This is a genomic window from Streptomyces sp. NPDC054956 (assembly GCF_053609185.1).
Genome location: NZ_JBSGXB010000189.1, coordinates 1 through 14,794, shown reverse-complemented (window position 1 = coordinate 14,794; position 14,794 = coordinate 1). Strand labels below are relative to the sequence as shown.

16 protein-coding genes are annotated in these 14,794 nt (G+C 73.9%); 6 read left to right on the top strand and 10 right to left on the bottom strand.

All coding sequences use genetic code 11. The annotated features are described in order from the left end of the window. Positions 1–2: 2 nt before the first annotated feature. Complete coding sequence (locus tag ACWGDE_RS25610; RefSeq protein ID WP_453391371.1) at positions 3–809, top strand: MBL fold metallo-hydrolase; 807 nt, start codon at positions 3–5, stop codon at positions 807–809. A gap of 10 nt (positions 810–819) precedes the next feature. Here the strand turns inward: ACWGDE_RS25610 and ACWGDE_RS25605 are convergent, their stop codons facing one another. From ACWGDE_RS25605 to ACWGDE_RS25595, 3 genes are all read right to left on the bottom strand, one after another. After that, positions 820–2,130, bottom strand: a complete 1,311-nt coding sequence (locus ACWGDE_RS25605) for an alpha/beta fold hydrolase (RefSeq protein WP_453391370.1) — start codon at positions 2,128–2,130, stop codon at positions 820–822. A gap of 124 nt (positions 2,131–2,254) precedes the next feature. Further along, complete coding sequence (locus tag ACWGDE_RS25600; RefSeq protein ID WP_453391369.1) at positions 2,255–3,340, bottom strand: S-(hydroxymethyl)mycothiol dehydrogenase; 1,086 nt, start codon at positions 3,338–3,340, stop codon at positions 2,255–2,257. 156 nt (positions 3,341–3,496) lie between these two features. Then, complete coding sequence (locus ACWGDE_RS25595; RefSeq protein ID WP_453391368.1) at positions 3,497–4,402, bottom strand: LysR substrate-binding domain-containing protein; 906 nt, start codon at positions 4,400–4,402, stop codon at positions 3,497–3,499. 70 nt (positions 4,403–4,472) lie between these two features. Between ACWGDE_RS25595 and ACWGDE_RS25590 the strand changes: the two genes are divergently transcribed. The 4 genes from ACWGDE_RS25590 to ACWGDE_RS25575 all read left to right on the top strand — a co-directional run bounded on the left by ACWGDE_RS25590 (position 4,473) and on the right by ACWGDE_RS25575 (position 8,046). Next, on the top strand, positions 4,473–5,390 hold the full coding sequence (locus ACWGDE_RS25590; RefSeq protein ID WP_453391367.1) for a dihydrodipicolinate synthase family protein: 918 nt from the start codon (positions 4,473–4,475) through the stop codon (positions 5,388–5,390). 142 nt (positions 5,391–5,532) lie between these two features. Next, positions 5,533–5,910: an N-acetyltransferase family protein gene (locus ACWGDE_RS25585; protein ID WP_453391372.1), complete on the top strand. Its 378-nt coding sequence runs from the start codon at positions 5,533–5,535 to the stop codon at positions 5,908–5,910. A gap of 83 nt (positions 5,911–5,993) precedes the next feature. After that, positions 5,994–7,016, top strand: coding sequence for a DUF5954 family protein (locus ACWGDE_RS25580; protein ID WP_453391366.1), 1,023 nt, complete (start codon positions 5,994–5,996; stop codon positions 7,014–7,016). Positions 7,017–7,374: 358 nt separating this feature from the next. Continuing rightward, entirely contained in the window at positions 7,375–8,046 is a 672-nt protein-coding gene (locus tag ACWGDE_RS25575) for a transglycosylase SLT domain-containing protein (protein ID WP_453391365.1), read from the top strand. A 33-nt stretch (positions 8,047–8,079) separates the two neighbouring features. Here the strand turns inward: ACWGDE_RS25575 and ACWGDE_RS25570 are convergent, their stop codons facing one another. The 7 genes from ACWGDE_RS25570 to ACWGDE_RS25540 all read right to left on the bottom strand — a co-directional run bounded on the left by ACWGDE_RS25570 (position 8,080) and on the right by ACWGDE_RS25540 (position 13,806). After that, the gene (locus tag ACWGDE_RS25570; protein WP_453391364.1) at positions 8,080–8,448 is read right to left on the bottom strand and encodes a 5-carboxymethyl-2-hydroxymuconate Delta-isomerase; all 369 of its coding nucleotides are present in this window, start codon (positions 8,446–8,448) and stop codon (positions 8,080–8,082) included. 14 nt (positions 8,449–8,462) lie between these two features. Next, on the bottom strand, positions 8,463–9,377 hold the full coding sequence (locus ACWGDE_RS25565; protein WP_453391363.1) for a phytoene/squalene synthase family protein: 915 nt from the start codon (positions 9,375–9,377) through the stop codon (positions 8,463–8,465). A gap of 67 nt (positions 9,378–9,444) precedes the next feature. Further along, positions 9,445–11,169 carry a serine/threonine-protein kinase gene (locus tag ACWGDE_RS25560; RefSeq protein ID WP_453391362.1) on the bottom strand — a complete coding sequence of 575 codons (1,725 nt, stop codon included), beginning with the start codon at positions 11,167–11,169 and terminating at the stop codon, positions 9,445–9,447. 61 nt (positions 11,170–11,230) lie between these two features. Further along, a complete protein-coding gene (locus ACWGDE_RS25555) occupies positions 11,231–11,497 on the bottom strand; it encodes a GlsB/YeaQ/YmgE family stress response membrane protein (RefSeq protein WP_453391361.1) in 267 nt (88 codons plus the stop codon). A gap of 100 nt (positions 11,498–11,597) precedes the next feature. Further along, positions 11,598–11,915, bottom strand: coding sequence for a hypothetical protein (locus ACWGDE_RS25550; protein WP_453391360.1), 318 nt, complete (start codon positions 11,913–11,915; stop codon positions 11,598–11,600). A gap of 5 nt (positions 11,916–11,920) precedes the next feature. Next, positions 11,921–12,946: a hypothetical protein gene (locus ACWGDE_RS25545; protein WP_453391359.1), complete on the bottom strand. Its 1,026-nt coding sequence runs from the start codon at positions 12,944–12,946 to the stop codon at positions 11,921–11,923. Continuing rightward, positions 12,943–13,806: a phosphatase PAP2 family protein gene (locus ACWGDE_RS25540; RefSeq protein ID WP_453391358.1), complete on the bottom strand. Its 864-nt coding sequence runs from the start codon at positions 13,804–13,806 to the stop codon at positions 12,943–12,945. Before ACWGDE_RS25540 ends, ACWGDE_RS25545 begins: the two co-directional genes overlap by 4 nt. A 235-nt stretch (positions 13,807–14,041) precedes the next feature. On the opposite strand from ACWGDE_RS25540, the gene ACWGDE_RS25535 reads away from it, so the two are divergent. Beyond that, positions 14,042–14,683: a TetR/AcrR family transcriptional regulator gene (locus tag ACWGDE_RS25535; protein WP_453391357.1), complete on the top strand. Its 642-nt coding sequence runs from the start codon at positions 14,042–14,044 to the stop codon at positions 14,681–14,683. Positions 14,684–14,794 lie beyond the last annotated feature (111 nt).

Genomic DNA, 14,794 nt, shown 5'->3' with positions numbered 1-14,794 from the left:
GAGTGGTGACGGCCCTGCTGGACGCCTCCGGGACCTTCTTCGAGCCGGCCCGTACGGCGTTCCCCGGGGCCGGTGCCGCCGACTGGGCGCGGGCCGCGCTCCTGGATCCCGGCGCGGCCGGTCCGGACGGCGCCTGGCGGCTGGACTTCCGGTGCTTCGCCGTCTCCCGGCCGCACGGCCGCTGGGTGCTCGTCGACGCGGGGGTCGGCCCGGCGCACGGGCCCGCGGCGGGCTGGGCGCCGGTCCCGGGCCGGCTGCCCGCCGCGCTCGAGGAGGCCGGGATCGACCCGGGCGACGTGGAGGCGGTGGTCCTGACCCATCTGCACGAGGACCACACGGGCTGGACCCTGGACCCGGCCGGGCAGCCGTTCTTCCCGGCCGCGCGGTACCTCGTACAGGACGCGGAGGTGGCGGCCCTGGACCGGGCGGACCCCGTCTGGGAATGGGTGGTGGCTCCGCTGCGGGCCACCGGGCAGTTGCACGAGGTGTCCGGGGTCCACCGGCTCGCCCCCGGCCTGACCCTGCTCCCGACGCCCGGGCACACTCCCGGGCACCAGTCGGTGCTCGTGGAGCGGTCCGGCCCGGGCGGCGGCGAGCGGGACGTGCTCGTCACGGGTGACGTACTGGTCCACGCCGTGCAGCTGGCCGATCCGGCCGTCCCCTACTCGCACGAGCGCGACCGGGCCGCCGCCCGGGCCTCCCGGGAGGAGCTGCTGGCCCTGGCGGTGCGCCGCGGCGCCCTGCTGGCCACCGCGCACCTGACCCGGCCCTTCGTTGAACCTGCCGCGCCCCGGGCACCGGGGGCGTAGGGCTACCGGGTCAGAGCTCGTCTCGTACGAGGGCCAGCAGCCGGTCCAGGACGCGCGGCCCGCCTGCGCGGACTCCGTCGTGTTCGAACTCGTCCGTCACCCAGGTCTTCAGGCCGCGGATCGCCCGGGCGGTGGCGAGGGAGTCCGCGGTGTCCACGTACATGTCGTCGTGGTAGACGGCGGCGGCCACCGGCACCTCGTTGGCGGCGAGCCGCGCCCGGTCGTACAGCGGGGTCCATCCGGTACGGGCGGCCAGCAGTTCCGCGGTCTCGCGCAGCGGGGCGAGCGCGGGATCGCAGGTGAAGTGCCAGGGGTGGATGGTCTCGCCGGTGAAGTACAGCGCCTCGTCGCCCGCGAGGGTCTTGGCGGCGTCGAAGCGCGGGTGGTCCGCGCGGACCCGCTCGGCCGCCCAGCCGGTGGGTGCGCCGGGATCCTGCGCGTAGATCGACTCGTGGAGCAGTGCGTACAGCGGGTGTCCGGCGAAGGAGAGCTGCCCCTGGACGCCCTCCAGGAAGGCGTCGGAGAGGGCGGGCCCGGCCGTGGTGGGGACGAAGGCGTCCTCCAGCAGGTAGTGCAGCTGGTGGCTGCCGTCCGAGCCGCCGAGGAGGAGGCCGAGGGACTGGAAGGCCTCGGCCGTCAGCCGGTAGCCGCCGGGGAGTTCGGCCGGCCGCTCGGCGAGGTGGGCGGCGATCCGGCGGGCGCGCTCGACGTCCATGGGGTAACGGGCGTAGTGCGCGAGGTTCTTGCGCTCCACGCGGGGGTACGCGGCTTCGTAGACCTCGGCCGCCGTGGCGTCGAGGGACGGCAGGCCGCCGGTGATCAGGGCGGCGCTCAGCCCCTCGGGGGCGGCGCCGAGGTAGTGGGTGACGCAGAAGCCGCCGAAGCTCTGGCCGAGGACCGTCCAGGGCGCACCGCCGGTGAGCAGGGGCCGGATGGTCTCGGCGTCGCGGACGATGGAGTCGGCGCGGAAGTGGGCGAGGTACTCGGCCTGCTGCTCCGGGGTGCCGCGCAGAGGCAGGGTCTGCCGGTTGGCCGGGGTGGAACGGCCCGTTCCGCGCTGGTCGAGGAGGAGCACCCGGTACTCCGTCAGGGCCCGCTCCAGCCAGGCCTGGCGGCCGGTGAACCGGCGGGCGCCGAAGCCGGGACCGCCCTCCAGGTAGAGCAGCCAGGGCAGGGATTCCGGGTCCTTGCCGGTGGCGACCAGCTCCCGCGCGTACAGCTCGATCCGCTCGCCGTCGGGGCGGGCGTGGTCCAGCGGGACGGTGAAGTGGTGGTCGGTGAGCACGACACCGGGCTGGCGGTAGCTGGCACTGACGGTCACGAACGGCCCCTCGGGTACCTCTGCCCGGGCCTGGTCGCGGCCGGGGTGCGGATTGGCGGTGCCGCCGAGTCTAGTACGGACTGCCGGGTGGCTCCGGCCCTTACCGGGGCCACCCGGCCGCAGGTCAGAACTCGACGACCGAGCGGAGCACCTCACCCCGCTCCATGCGCGCGAAGGCCGCCTCGACCCCGTCCAGCGCGATCCGCTCGGAGACGAACGCGTCGAGGTCGAGCCGCCCCTGCAGGTAGAGGTCGACGAGCAGCGGGAAGTCCCGTTCGGGCAGGCAGTCCCCGTACCAGGAGGACTTCAGGGCCCCGCCGCGCCCGAAGACGTCGATCAGCGGGAGTTCGAGGCGCATCTCCGGCGTCGGGACGCCGACCAGGACCACCGTGCCGGCCAGGTCGCGCGCGTAGAACGCCTGCCGGTACGTCTCGGGGCGGCCGACGGCCTCGATGACCACGTCCGCGCCGTTGCCGCCGGTCAGCTCCTGGATGGCCTCGACCACGTCCACGGCGGCGCCGTTGACGGTGTGGGTGGCGCCGAGCCCGCGCGCCCATTCCAGCTTCCGGTCGTCCAGGTCCACGGCGATGATCCGCGAGGCGCCGGCCAGCCGGGCGCCGGCCACGGCGGCGTTGCCCACTCCCCCGCAGCCGATGACGGCGACGGAGTCGCCGCGCCCGACGTTGCCGGTGTTCAGGGCCGCGCCGAGGCCGGCCATCACACCGCAGCCGAGCAGTCCGGCGGCGGCCGGCGAGGCGGCCGGGTCCACCTTGGTGCACTGGCCGGCGGCGACCAGGGTCTTCTCGGCGAAGGCCCCGATCCCGAGGGCCGGGGAGAGCGGGGTGCCGTCCTCCAGGGTCATGGGCTGGGTGGCGTTGTGCGTGTTGAAGCAGTACCAGGGGCGGCCGCGCTTGCAGGCCCGACAGCTTCCGCACACCGCACGCCAGTTGAGGACCACGAAGTCGCCGGGGGCCACGGAGGTGACGTCGGGGCCGACCGATTCGACGACCCCGGCGGCCTCGTGGCCGAGCAGGAACGGGAACTCGTCGTTGATGCCGCCCTCGCGGTAGTGCAGGTCGGTGTGGCAGACGCCGCAGGCCTGGACCCGTACGAGCGCCTCGCCGGGCCCCGGGTCGGGAACGAGGATCGTCGTGGTCTCCACCGGCGCGCCCTTGCTCCGGGCGATGACCCCTCGTACGCGATGCGTCACTTGCTACCCCGATCTCGATCACGGTCTGGTCGGCTGCCAGGTCCTGTCACCGGCCGCTCCCGCGAAGGATCCGCCGGTCCGGCCAACGTACACGCGCTTTCCGGCGTGCGGGAGTTGCCGCACTTCCCCGGCGCGCTGGCCCGGCCCGGCACGGCGCTAACCAGCCAGTTCCGGTGGTACCGCCGCGCGCAGGGCCGCGGTGAAGGCGGCCACGGCGGGGTGACCGCCGGCCCCGCTGCGGAAGGCCACCATGGTGCGGCGTTCCATGGGCAGGCGGGTGAGCGTGACGGCCGGATCCGCGTGCCCGGTGATCCCGAGGTACGGCACCACGGCCACCCCCTGGCCGGCCGCGACCAGCGCGAGGACGGTGGCGAACTCGTCCACCTGGTGCCGGATCCTCGGCTCGAACCCGGCGGCCTGACAGGCCCGGACGGTCATGGCGTGGCAGAGCGTGCCGGGCGTGGCCGTGATCCAGGGCGCGCCGGCGTGGGTACCGAGCGGTGCGCCCGGGCCGGAGGCCGCCTCGGGCACGGCCGGAGCCGCCAGGTACATCGCCTCCCGGTAGAGCGGCTCCGTGGCGAGCCCCGGTTCGTCCGGAGCGGGAACGAAGTCGTACTCGTGGATCAGGGCCACGTCCAGGTCCCCGGCCCGCAGGGCGTGCGCGACGGCCGCCGGGTCGGTCTCCGACACCATCGGTTCGAGCCCCGGATGGCGGCGGGCCAGAGCGGCCAGGGCCGCCGGGACAATGGCCCGGGTGGCGGTGGGGAAGGATCCGATCCGCAGCGCTCCGGCCAGGCCGCTGCGCGCTTCGGCGAGATCGGCGTCGGCCTGCTCCAGCAGCGCCAGCACCTCCTCGGCGTACCGGACGAGGTTCTGCCCGGCGGGGGTGAGCCGGACCCGGCGGCCGGTGCGCTCCAGCAGGGGCAGGCCGGCCTCGCGTTCGAGGACGCCGAGCTGCTGGGACACGGCCGAAGGGCTGAAGGAGAGCGCCTCGGCCACGGCGGCGATGGTCCCCCGGCGGGCGAGTTCGCGCAGCAGGCGCAGGCGTCGTACATCGAGCATCGGATCAGCTTACGGTTCACGTAAGAAATGCGAACTGGATTCGACGCTCGGACCACGTCAGGCTCGACGCATGACACAGAACCTCCCGGGACCGCACGGGATCCACGTCCCCCTGATCACCCCCTTCACCGCCGCCGGAGACGTGGCCGCCGGGGCGCTGGAGGCGCTCGCGCACGAGGTGCTCGACGCGGGCGCCGCCGGCATCGTGGCCCTCGGCACCACGGGCGAGGCGGCCACCCTCGACGAGGCGGAGCGCGACCTCGTCACCGACGTCTGCGCCCGGGTCTGCCGAGAGCGCGGGGCCCACCTGAGCATCGGCGCCGGGGCGAGCGGGACCCGCGCCGCCGAGGAGTCCCTGGCCCGGCTGAAGCACTGGCCCGAGGCACGGGCGGCGCTCGTGACCGTGCCGTCCTTCGTCCGGCCCTCGGTCGCCGGGGTGATCGCGCACTTCACGCGGCTGGCCGAGGTGAGCCCCGTACCGCTGATCGTCTATCACATCCCCTACCGGACCGGGCGGTCGCTGGACGCGGCCGCGCTGCGGACGATCGGGGAGCTGCCCGGGGTGGCCGGGGTGAAGTACGCCGTCGGCTCACTCGACCAGGACGCGGTGACGCTGCTCGGCGATCTGCCGGACGGATTCGCGGTGTTGGCGGGGGACGACGCGTACGCGTCGCCGATGCTCGCCCTCGGCGCGGCGGGCGCGATCCTCGCCTCCGCGCACCTCGCGACGGACCGGTTCGTCGAGCTCGAAGCGGCCTGGCGGGCGGGAGACACCGAGCGGGCCCGGACGCTGGGCCACGCGCTGGCCCGGCTGTCCACGGCGGCCTTCGCCGAGCCCAACCCGACGGTGGTCAAGGGGGTGTTGCACGCGCAGGGCCGGATCCCGACCCCCGACGTACGCCTCCCCCTGCTCCCGGCGAGCGCGCAGTCGATCGCGTCGGCGCGACGGGAACTCGCCGACGTTCAGCGCTGCGGCCAAAACGGCTGACCGCGATATCGGCCGGCTCGCGCTCCGGCCGGGGCAGTAGGCTCCCGCTGTGAATGATGCCGGCAGGACCGAGCTCCGTTTCGCGCGCGTGGCGGACGCGGCGTCGATCGCACGTGTCCACATGACCTCTCGGATGGCGACGATGCCGTATCTGCCTCCGCAGAAGCGCAGTCACGAACAGGTCGCCCGATGGGTCGAGGACGTCCTGCTCACGTCATGCCGGACGTGGGTGGCGGTGCGCGACGGAGAGATCCTCGGCTATGCCGCCCTTGAGGGGGACGTGCTCGAACACCTCTATCTGCGACCGGACGTCCGCCGCCGGGGCATCGGCACGCTCCTGCTCGACGAGGTCAGACGGCACAGCCCCGACGGGGTGTCCCTGCACGTCTTCCAGCAGAACGCCGATGCCCGCGCGTTCTACGAGCTCCACGGCTTCAGGGTCCTCGACACCAGCGACGGCCACCGGAACATGGAGAACCTGCCCGACATGACCCTGCGCTGGACACCGGACGGCTTCTAGTCCGTTTACCACAACCTGCGGGATTCGGGAGCGAGTTGCGGATGGCGGCGGCGGTCCCCCGCGGGGTGTGCCCAGAATGCGCCATGAGCAGTGAGGTACCTCCCGGGCGCGAGCACCTCTACATGAACGTCGAGCCCGTGGCGCACCCGGTGGCCGCGGCACAGGAGGCCGACGCCTGCGACGCGGCGCGCAAGTACACGCGCTACATCGTCCGGGGTCCGCTCTTCGGGATCGCCTGCAAGGACGAGGGCGGCGGGCACCGGTGGCGGGTACTGACCCCGGTCACGTGCGGGCTCCCGCAGGACGCGCGGGACAGCCTCAATTCCGCCCTGTGGTTCCGGGCCAAGGACGACACCGACGACCGGGCGGTCCGCAGGGAGCTGCTGGCCGCCGTGGCGCGGCTGGAGACGGAGCGGGTCGACGAGCTCACGGCGGCCGGGACCCGCTACCGGGTGGTGCGCTGCGACGAGATCGTCTTCAGCAACGACGAGGGCCCCGAGCCGCCCCGTCCCACCGATCCGGAGCCCGCCGTGCGCGACTGGGAGCCGGGGACCCGCGGTCCGGAGCCCGACGCGGACTTCGTGATCGACCACACCGCGGCGACCGGCGTCATGGAGGCCTCCGAGCGGCTCGCCCTGATGGGCCTGCACTACCGCAGCCCCCGCTACCCGGCGGACGTACGGGCGGACTCGCGGCGGGCGCTGCGCACCCACGCGGGGACCGTGCTGCTGCCGGCCGCGTACCGGGTGCTGGAGCGCACGGCGGCGGGCTGGGAGCCGGTGACCGTGCCGATGGCGACCCCGCACGCGGCGCGCCGGGCGCTGGTGCACATGCTGACGCTGCTCTGGCCGGCCCTGTACGACCTGCCGGAGGTCCGGCGGGCCGGGTACGCCCGGGTGGCGGCGGAATTCCGGGCCTCGGGCGGCGACGCCGCACGCCTCGACGACGGCCGGGAGCTGCTGGTCGCGCGGATGCGCCGGGTGGTCCGGATCGGGCCCGACGGGCCGGAGGGCCCGCGGCCGTCGGACGAGGAGGAGGGCGGGTGCGGTCCGTGCAGGATCCACCCCCCGATGGACGAGGACGGCACGGTCACGCACGAGACCTGAATGGTCCCGTATGGGCGATTCGCCGCCAACAGGCGGGTCGCCCGAATCGGCCCCGGCGACGGGCGACTTGCCCGGTTTGGCCAAACGCCCGGCAGCCCGTGATGTGAGTCACGCGCGCCGGGTCAACATCATTTTCCCGAGAAGGCCGAATCCCTTTTCCCGGACGGAATTTCGGTAATTCCCGGATCTCCATTCAAGGTCATCCACCGGGCCTTCGAAGAGAAGTCGATCTCCCGGTCGAATTGATGTCTTGTTCCGGCCCCGCGAGCTGTCCTACGGTCACCTCGTTCCCGGTGGTCAGCTGCCGAATCCGGCCTCCGCCAGGGCTCTCCCGTACCCCCACGTGAGGAATTCCGCCATGCCCGCTAAGGGAAAGCACCGCCGGCCGAAGCAGCACCACGCACTCACCCGCAAGCTGGCCCTGGCCGGTACGGGCAGCGCGGCGCTGGCCCTCCCGCTGATCAGCGCGACCACGGCCGGAGCGGCCGAAGTGACCGCCGTGCCGACGACCTATTCCGTGGTCAGCGGCGACACCCTGAGCAAGATCGCGGCCGAGCACTCCCTCAGCGGGGGCTGGAAGCAGCTCTACGAGGCCAACAAGAGCGTCGTCGGCGCCGACCCCTCGGCCATCCGCCCCGGCCTGAAACTGAACCTGAACCTGGGTGCCGCCAAGCCCGCCGCCGCCCCCGCGGCCGCGTCCACCGGGTACGCGAACAACCTCGACGGATGGATCCGGCAGTCGCTCGCCGTCATGGCGCAGCACGGAATTCCCGGCAGCTACGAAGGAATTCACCGCAATGTGATGCGGGAATCCTCGGGGAATCCGATGGCCATCAACAACTGGGACTCCAACGCGGCTGCGGGCATCCCCTCCAAGGGTCTGCTCCAGGTCATCGACCCGACCTTCCGCGCCTATCACGTCCCGGGCACGTCCCTGGACTCCTACGACCCGGTCGCCAACATCACGGCCGCCTGCAACTACGCGGCAGCCCGCTACGGCTCGATCGACAACGTCAACGGCGCCTACTGACGGGGACGCAGGCGCGCGGACGCCGGCCGGTCTTCAGCCCCCCACGCGCTTGCGGTACGCCGCTCCCAGTTCGCTCACGTCCACCGAGGCGTGCACCACGCCACCGGGTGCGTTCGCCCCGGTGGCGGTGTACTTGGGCAGCAGCGCGAGCGCGGCCTCGCTCAACTCGGCCTTGACGGCCTCGGACCGGCCGGGCAGCAGGCCCACCTGGACGTGGACGAGCGCCTTCCCGGGCGCGCCGTCGCCCACGTACACCTCGTCGAGGCACCGGAAGCGGGTCTTGCAGTTCTCGAGGGCGGCATCGGCCACCCTGACGGTCAGCTCGTGCAGCGCGAGCGCGAACCCCCGCCGGTCGAAGGCTTCGGACAAGTTCGCCGAGTAGTCGACGGTGATCTGCGGCATCGATGGCTCCAGGTTCACTTCGTGGTGCGCGGCCGGGTGGCCCGGGCGCGGGCCAGGGTACGCAGCGGGGCCGCGAGGCCGTAGCCGACGTCCTTGCGCAGGGCGCCGGTGCCGGCCCGCTCCACCGCCGCGAGCTGGTGCCCCATGAGCTCCGTCATCGTCACGACGACCGCCCGCAGGCCGGGTTCGGTCAGGTCGAGTATGCCTTCGGCGGCGGCGAGCGCCGTTCGGGCGCGGCCGCACTCGGCCGCCAGGAGCTCCCGTACGGCCGGGGTGTCGCGGGCCTGTTCGAGGTCGGCCCGGGTCACGGAATGCTCGGCGAGACGGGCGCGCGGGATGCAGAGCCTGCCGTCGGCGAGGTCTCCGGCGAGGTCGGCGAGGAAGTCGACCCGCTGGGCGGCGTCCACGAACCGCCGCCAGGCCGCGGCCTGTTCCGCGTCGGGTCCGCCCCGGAACTGCAACCCGGTGAAGGCCAGCACGCCGGGCCAGGCGTAGGCGTCGAGGTAGCCCTGGAACTCCTCCTCGGTGGCGAAGCCGTCGAAGACCGCCTCCGCGGTGGCGGCTCCGTCGAGGAACCGGAAGACCCATGCGGCGGGCAGGCCGCGGGAGTCGACGGCGTGGGCGTAGGCGCGCAGCAGCGGATCGGGGCTGTCGCCGGTCTCCAGTGCGTGGCGCACGTCGGCGGTCAGCCGCTCCAGCCCGGCGGTCCGCTGCCCCGGGGTTCCGGTCTCGGCGACGTCGTCCACCCGGTTCATGAAGGCGAGTCCGGCCGCCAGCCAGGGCACGAGCGGGGGCGCGGCGAGCAGGCGCAGGGCCAGGTAGGGCGCGGGCTCCCGGCGCAGGACCCGGCGGGCCGCGTGCGTGTAGTCGCCGCGGAGCCGGGGGCCGGATATCCCGGCCGAGGTGAGCGTGGTCCGCCAGGTGGGCATGGTGCTGGTGCTCCGCTTCCGTTTCGCCTGTGTGCTGTCCGCCGGGGGTCGTCCGCCCCCGTTGTGATCAGGAACCGTAGACCTTCTTGATCTTGAAGTCGGTACCGGCGAGGACGTAACCGCCCTGTCCGTACTCGTCGCTCAGGTAGGGGCGGATGGCCGGGGCCCCGAGCCACGGGGAGACGTTCAGGTAGCGCGAGCTCGGGTTCTCGACGTGGAGTTCCTTGGTCGCCTGGGCCATCAGCCCGGGGAGGGCGTTCCAGTCGAGCGCGGCCATGTCCATCAGCGGATCGCCCGCCTTGACCGTCCCGGCGGGACCGCTGCGCTTGGCCACGCCGCCCCGGTACTGCCAGGAGTCGACCGTCTTCGCCCCGGGCGCGGTGGGGATGTCGGCGATCACGTACTCGTCGTAGACGCGCATGTTGACGAAGCTGGTGGTGCCCGTCTGCTGCTTCAGCGCCTCGACGGCGGTACGGATGTTGGCCGGGTCGATCAGGCTGCCCTTGGGGGCGGCCGCCGTCTTGGACGCGCTCGCCTTCGGGGTGGGTGCCGGCGCGGCCGCGGTGCCCGGGCCCGAGGAGACCGGTAGGGACGGGGTGGCCGACACCTTCGTGTCGCCGCCCTTGTCCGCCCCGCTGTCACCGTCCCCGCCGGGCAGCCACTTCACGAGGCCGATCACCGCGGCGGTCAGGACCACGGCGAGGATTCCGGCGAGCAGCACCGGACGGCGGCGGCGCGGGCCGGACGGAGCGGGGACGGCCACGGACACCGGCACGGTCGACGAGTACGGGTTTCCCGCGCCCGGGACGAACGGCGCGGGGGCGGGCGGCGCCGCCGGGTTCGGATGCGGGGCCGGGGTCGGCATCGGGGCCGTGCCGGGGCCCGGGGTCACCGGACCGAACTGCCCGAGGGCTACCGGGGGCAGTACCGGCGTGGCTCCGGAGAGAGCACCGCTCGCACTCCGGAGCAGCGCTTCCAGCTGCTCGGCGTCCGGCCGCGCGGCCACGTCCCGTACGAGCAGCCGTTCCAGTACGGGCCCCAGCGGGCCGGACCGTACCGGCGCGGGGATCGGCTCGTCGAGCACCGCGACCACGGTGGCCAGGGTGGTGGCCCGGCGCAGCGGGTGCACCCCCTCCGAGGCCACGTACAGCAGCATGCCGAGCGACCACAGGTCGGAGGCGGGCAGCCCCTCCTCGCCGCGCGCCCGCTCCGGGGCGATGTACTCCGGCGAGCCGATCAGCACACCGGTCGAGGTCAGCGCGGTCGACCCGTGCAGGGCCGCGATCCCGAAGTCCGTGAGCACCGCGGAACCGTCGGGCCGCAGCAGCACGTTGGCCGGTTTCACGTCCCGGTGCAGGACCCCCTCCGCGTGCGCGGCCCGCAGCGCGGAGAGCACGTCGAGGCCGAGCCGCAGCACGTCGGCCACCGGCATCGGCCCGTCGGCCAGCCGGTCGTGCAGGGAGCCGCCCCGGACCAGTTCCATCACGATCCACGGATGGCCTTCGGCCCCGTCCGCGGGTTCCACGATGTGGTGGATGGTGACCACGTTCGGGTGGGCGAGCCGGGCGAGGGCGCGGGCCTCGCGGACGGCCCGTTCGCGCAACTGGACGGTGAGACCGGGCTGGGCGGCGGCGGTCGCGGGATCCGGCGGCCGCACCTCCTTGAGGGCGACGTCCCGGTGCAGCGCGATGTCGCGGGCCCGCCATACGGTGCCCATCCCGCCGCTGCCCAGGGGCTCCCCCAGTTCGAAGCGCCCGTCGATCAGTCGTCTGCCGGCCTCACTGCTGTCCATGGCCGGTCATCGTAGGCGCCGCCGGTGACCACCCGCGAAGGTGGTACCGGGGTACCGGACGTCAGCGGCGGGAGTTGCCGAAGAGGAGCCGGTAGGCGATGAGCAGGACCAGGGAGCCGGCGATGGCGGAGCCCCAGGTCGCGAGGTCGAAGAACTCGTTCTGGATGGGCCGGTCCAGGAACTTCGCCGAGAGCCAGCCGCCGGTGAAGGCGCCGGCGATGCCGATGAGGGTGGTGACGATCAGGCCGCCGGGGTCACGGCCGGGCAGCAGGACCTTGGCGATCCCGCCCGCGAGCAGTCCAAGGATGATCCAGCTGATGATGCCCATGCCCGTTCACTCCGCTTCTTTGGTCGCGCGCCGTGCGCGCGCTCGTTGTGCGCGTTCCTCGTTGTCACCGAGGAGGACGCACGAAGTGGCGAAACGGTTCTCAGGCCCGCCGGGTCCGGGCCAGCAGGACGGCGGTCGCGGTCACCGCGCCGACCGCCAGGAACCCGCGCCGGGAGCGCCAGGACAGCGCCGACAGGGTCGACCGGGCGGAGAGCACCGAGCCCACGCTCAGCCAGGACGCCAGCGAACCGGCAGACTGGGCCGATCCGATCGAGGCCACCGACAGCACGCTGCCGATCGAGCCCACGGAGAGGATCGAGCCCACCGATCCGATGGAGAGGATCGACCCCACGGAGCCGATGGAGAGGATCGAGTCCTCGGACCAGAGCGAGAAAGGTGATCCGTGGTCAGCAGTCATGGGGGTCATGCTGACATACGGGCCATCGGCGCGGCCTGAGAGGGAACGCCGTCGGCGACGACGGCCGCGGCGCCGCCCACCGTGTGCGCCGTGGAGACCGCGCTGGGCGCGACGGCAACCGCGGTCGGCGTGGGGAGCATCGCGGTCGGAGCGGCGGCAACCGCCTTCGGAGCGGCGCCCGTCACCGTCTCCGTCGGCGCGACGGGCGCCGGCTGCGCCGGAGTCCGCGTGAGCAGCAGCACGCCCCGCGCCGCCGCGACCGCGCCCGCCGCCGCCAGCAGGACCCCGACCGCTCCGCCGTGGAGGCGTTCGCCGAGCAGCACCATGCCGATCGCGGCCGCCGCCAGCGGGTTGGCGAGGTTGACCACCGCGAGCGGGGCTCCGAGACCGCCCCGGTAGGCCCGTTGGGACAGGAGCATCCCGCCGACCGCGAAGACCACGACGAGCAGCCCCACGGAGACGACCCGGACGCTGAGCAGCGCCCCGCCGCGGCCGCCCGCCACGGCGACGGTCTGGGTCAGGGCGGAGGCGGCCGCGGAGGCCAGCCCCGAGGCCGTCGCGTGGCGCAGCCCCGAGCTCGTGTCCCTCCGTACGGTCAGCAGCAGGATCACCGCGGCCGTCGCCCCGGAGACGGCGAGGGCCTCGGCCAGGGTGAGGGTGTCGTCGGGGGCCGGACCCGAAGCGGGCAGCAGGAGCAGCGCGAGGCCGACGACGGTGGCCAGGGTGCCGCGCCACTCGGTGGCCGCGACCCGCCGCCCGGCGCCGTGCGCGCCCAGGGGGACGGCTGCGACCAGGGTGAGCGCCCCGAGGGGCTGGACCAGGGTGAGCGGCCCGTACCGCAGGGCGGCGGCGTGCAGAAGCGCGGCGGCGGCGTTCAGCCCGGCCGACCACCACCAGGCGCCGTTGCCGAGCAGAGCCGTGGCGCTGCGGGCGACCGCGCGGCGGGCGAGGCGTTCCTGGGCGACGGCGGCGGCCGCGTAGGTGACGGCCGAGGCGAGGCAGAGCAGGACGGCTACGAGGGTGGCGTTCACCGCGTCGCCCCCACGGTCCCGGCACTGCCCACGGGGGCCGGGGCGGACGCCGCGGGAGCACCCGCCCGCCGGCCCGGTACGTGACGTGCGGCGACGAGCGAGCGCGGGGCCGGGCGCGGGACCAGGAGCAGGGTGGCCCCCAGCAGCAGGGTCGCGACGATCGCGTCGAGCCAGTAGTGGTTCGCGGTGCCGACGATCACCAGCAGGGTCAGCAGCGGGTGCAGCAGCCACAGGGCGCGCCACCGGGATGAGGTGGCGGCGATCATGCCGAGGGCCAGCATCAGCGCCCAGCCGAAGTGCAGGGAGGGCATCGCCGCGAACTGGTTGGCCATGGTGTCGGCGGCGGGCGCGGCTCCGTAGACGGTGGGGCCGTAGACCTGGCCGGTGTCGATCAGGTGGGCGGCGGCCAGCATCCGCGGGGGCGCGAGGGGGAAGCTCAGGTGCAGGACGAGGGCCGCGCCGGTGAGGACGGCGAGGACGCGGCGGGTCCAGAGGTAGTGCGCGGGGCGGCGTACGTAGAGCCAGCCGAGGAAGAGGACCGTGGCGGGGAAGTGCACGGCCGCGTAGTACGTGTTCGCGGCGTGTACGAGGGTGTCGCCGGGGCCGTCCAGGAGCAGCCGCTGGACCAGGCCCTCGCCGGGCAGGCGCAGGGCGCGCTCGGTGTCCCAGACGTGTCCGGCGTTGCGGAAGGCCTCGTCGGTGCGGCCGGTGGAGAGCAGCCGGCCGGCCTTGTACACGGCGAAGAGACCGGCGACGAGCAGCAGCTCGCGCACGAGGCGGAGGCGCTGCTCCCGGGCGCGCGGCGATCCCGGCGTACGCGGCCCCGCGCCGGCCTCGGCGGGTGTGGTGTGGGAGGTCATCCCCCGGTCTCGCTTCCTGTACACGGGCACTCATCGACACGCCAGTGTATCGATACATTTGCGTATCGATACGCCGGTGTACCGATACGAGCGTGTACCGATACGCTCGCGTTCCAGTAGACTTTCACCGGATCGGAATCCCGCCAGACAGCACAGGACACGGCCGGATACCGTCGGTTCCGGCACCTGGGCCCGAACCCCCGAGCCCCGAAGCGCCACCGAGGAGAGCCGCCCCATGACGTCGCCGACGCCGGCCGCCACCCCGGCCCCCGCGCGCCGCTCCAAGATCACACCGGAGCGGGAGCAGCAGCTCTACGACGCCGTCCTGGAGCAGCTGCGCGAGGACGGCTACGAGGCGCTGACCATGGAGGCCATCGCCGCCCGGGCCAGCTGCGGGAAGTCCACGCTCTACCGGCAGTGGAAGACCAAGCCGCAGCTCGTCGCCGCCGCCCTGCGCGCGGACCGGCGGGGAACGCTCGCGGCGGTGGACACCGGCAACCTGGTGGACGACCTGCGCGAGGCGGCGCGGACCGCGGCCTGCACCTCGGGCCGCGACACCCGGCTCATGCAGGCGCTCGGGATCGCGGTACTGAGCGACGAGGAGCTGAAGGCGGCCCTGCGCGAGGCGCTCGTGGAGCCCGAGCTGACGGCGTTCCACGCGATCGTGGAGCGGGCCGTGGCGCGGGGAGAACTCCCCGCCGGGCACCCGGCCGTGGAGTTCCTGCCGGCCCAGCTGATGGGCGTACTGCGCATCCGGCCGGTCCTGGAGGGGCGCGACGCCGACGCCGAGTACCTCGTGCGGTTCGTCGACGCGTGCCTGCTGCCCGCCCTGGGCATGTCCGTACGGCCCGCCGCCGAAGCGGTCGGGGCCCCCTGAACCGGCGGACCGCCGTCCCCGATGACCGGACGGCCGTTCGCCCGCGCTGCCTCGTGGGGACGGTGGCAGCGCACACCACCCGGACCGGGCGGCGGGCACTCCCTCGCGGAG

Bases quoted from the DNA above. Each gene is read 5' to 3' on its own strand.
- ACWGDE_RS25595 (WP_453391368.1), bottom strand. From the start codon at position 4,402: ATGCTCGATGTACGACGCCTGCGCCTGCTGCGCGAACTCGCCCGCCGG.
- ACWGDE_RS25590 (WP_453391367.1), top strand. From the start codon at position 4,473: ATGACACAGAACCTCCCGGGACCGCACGGGATCCACGTCCCCCTGATC.
- ACWGDE_RS25585 (WP_453391372.1), top strand. From the start codon at position 5,533: ATGCCGTATCTGCCTCCGCAGAAGCGCAGTCACGAACAGGTCGCCCGA.
- ACWGDE_RS25580 (WP_453391366.1), top strand. From the start codon at position 5,994: ATGAGCAGTGAGGTACCTCCCGGGCGCGAGCACCTCTACATGAACGTC.
- ACWGDE_RS25575 (WP_453391365.1), top strand. From the start codon at position 7,375: ATGCCCGCTAAGGGAAAGCACCGCCGGCCGAAGCAGCACCACGCACTC.
- ACWGDE_RS25570 (WP_453391364.1), bottom strand. From the start codon at position 8,448: ATGCCGCAGATCACCGTCGACTACTCGGCGAACTTGTCCGAAGCCTTC.
- ACWGDE_RS25565 (WP_453391363.1), bottom strand. From the start codon at position 9,377: ATGCCCACCTGGCGGACCACGCTCACCTCGGCCGGGATATCCGGCCCC.
- ACWGDE_RS25560 (WP_453391362.1), bottom strand. From the start codon at position 11,169: ATGGACAGCAGTGAGGCCGGCAGACGACTGATCGACGGGCGCTTCGAA.
- ACWGDE_RS25555 (WP_453391361.1), bottom strand. From the start codon at position 11,497: ATGGGCATCATCAGCTGGATCATCCTTGGACTGCTCGCGGGCGGGATC.
- ACWGDE_RS25550 (WP_453391360.1), bottom strand. From the start codon at position 11,915: ATGACTGCTGACCACGGATCACCTTTCTCGCTCTGGTCCGAGGACTCG.
- ACWGDE_RS25540 (WP_453391358.1), bottom strand. From the start codon at position 13,806: ATGACCTCCCACACCACACCCGCCGAGGCCGGCGCGGGGCCGCGTACG.
- ACWGDE_RS25535 (WP_453391357.1), top strand. From the start codon at position 14,042: ATGACGTCGCCGACGCCGGCCGCCACCCCGGCCCCCGCGCGCCGCTCC.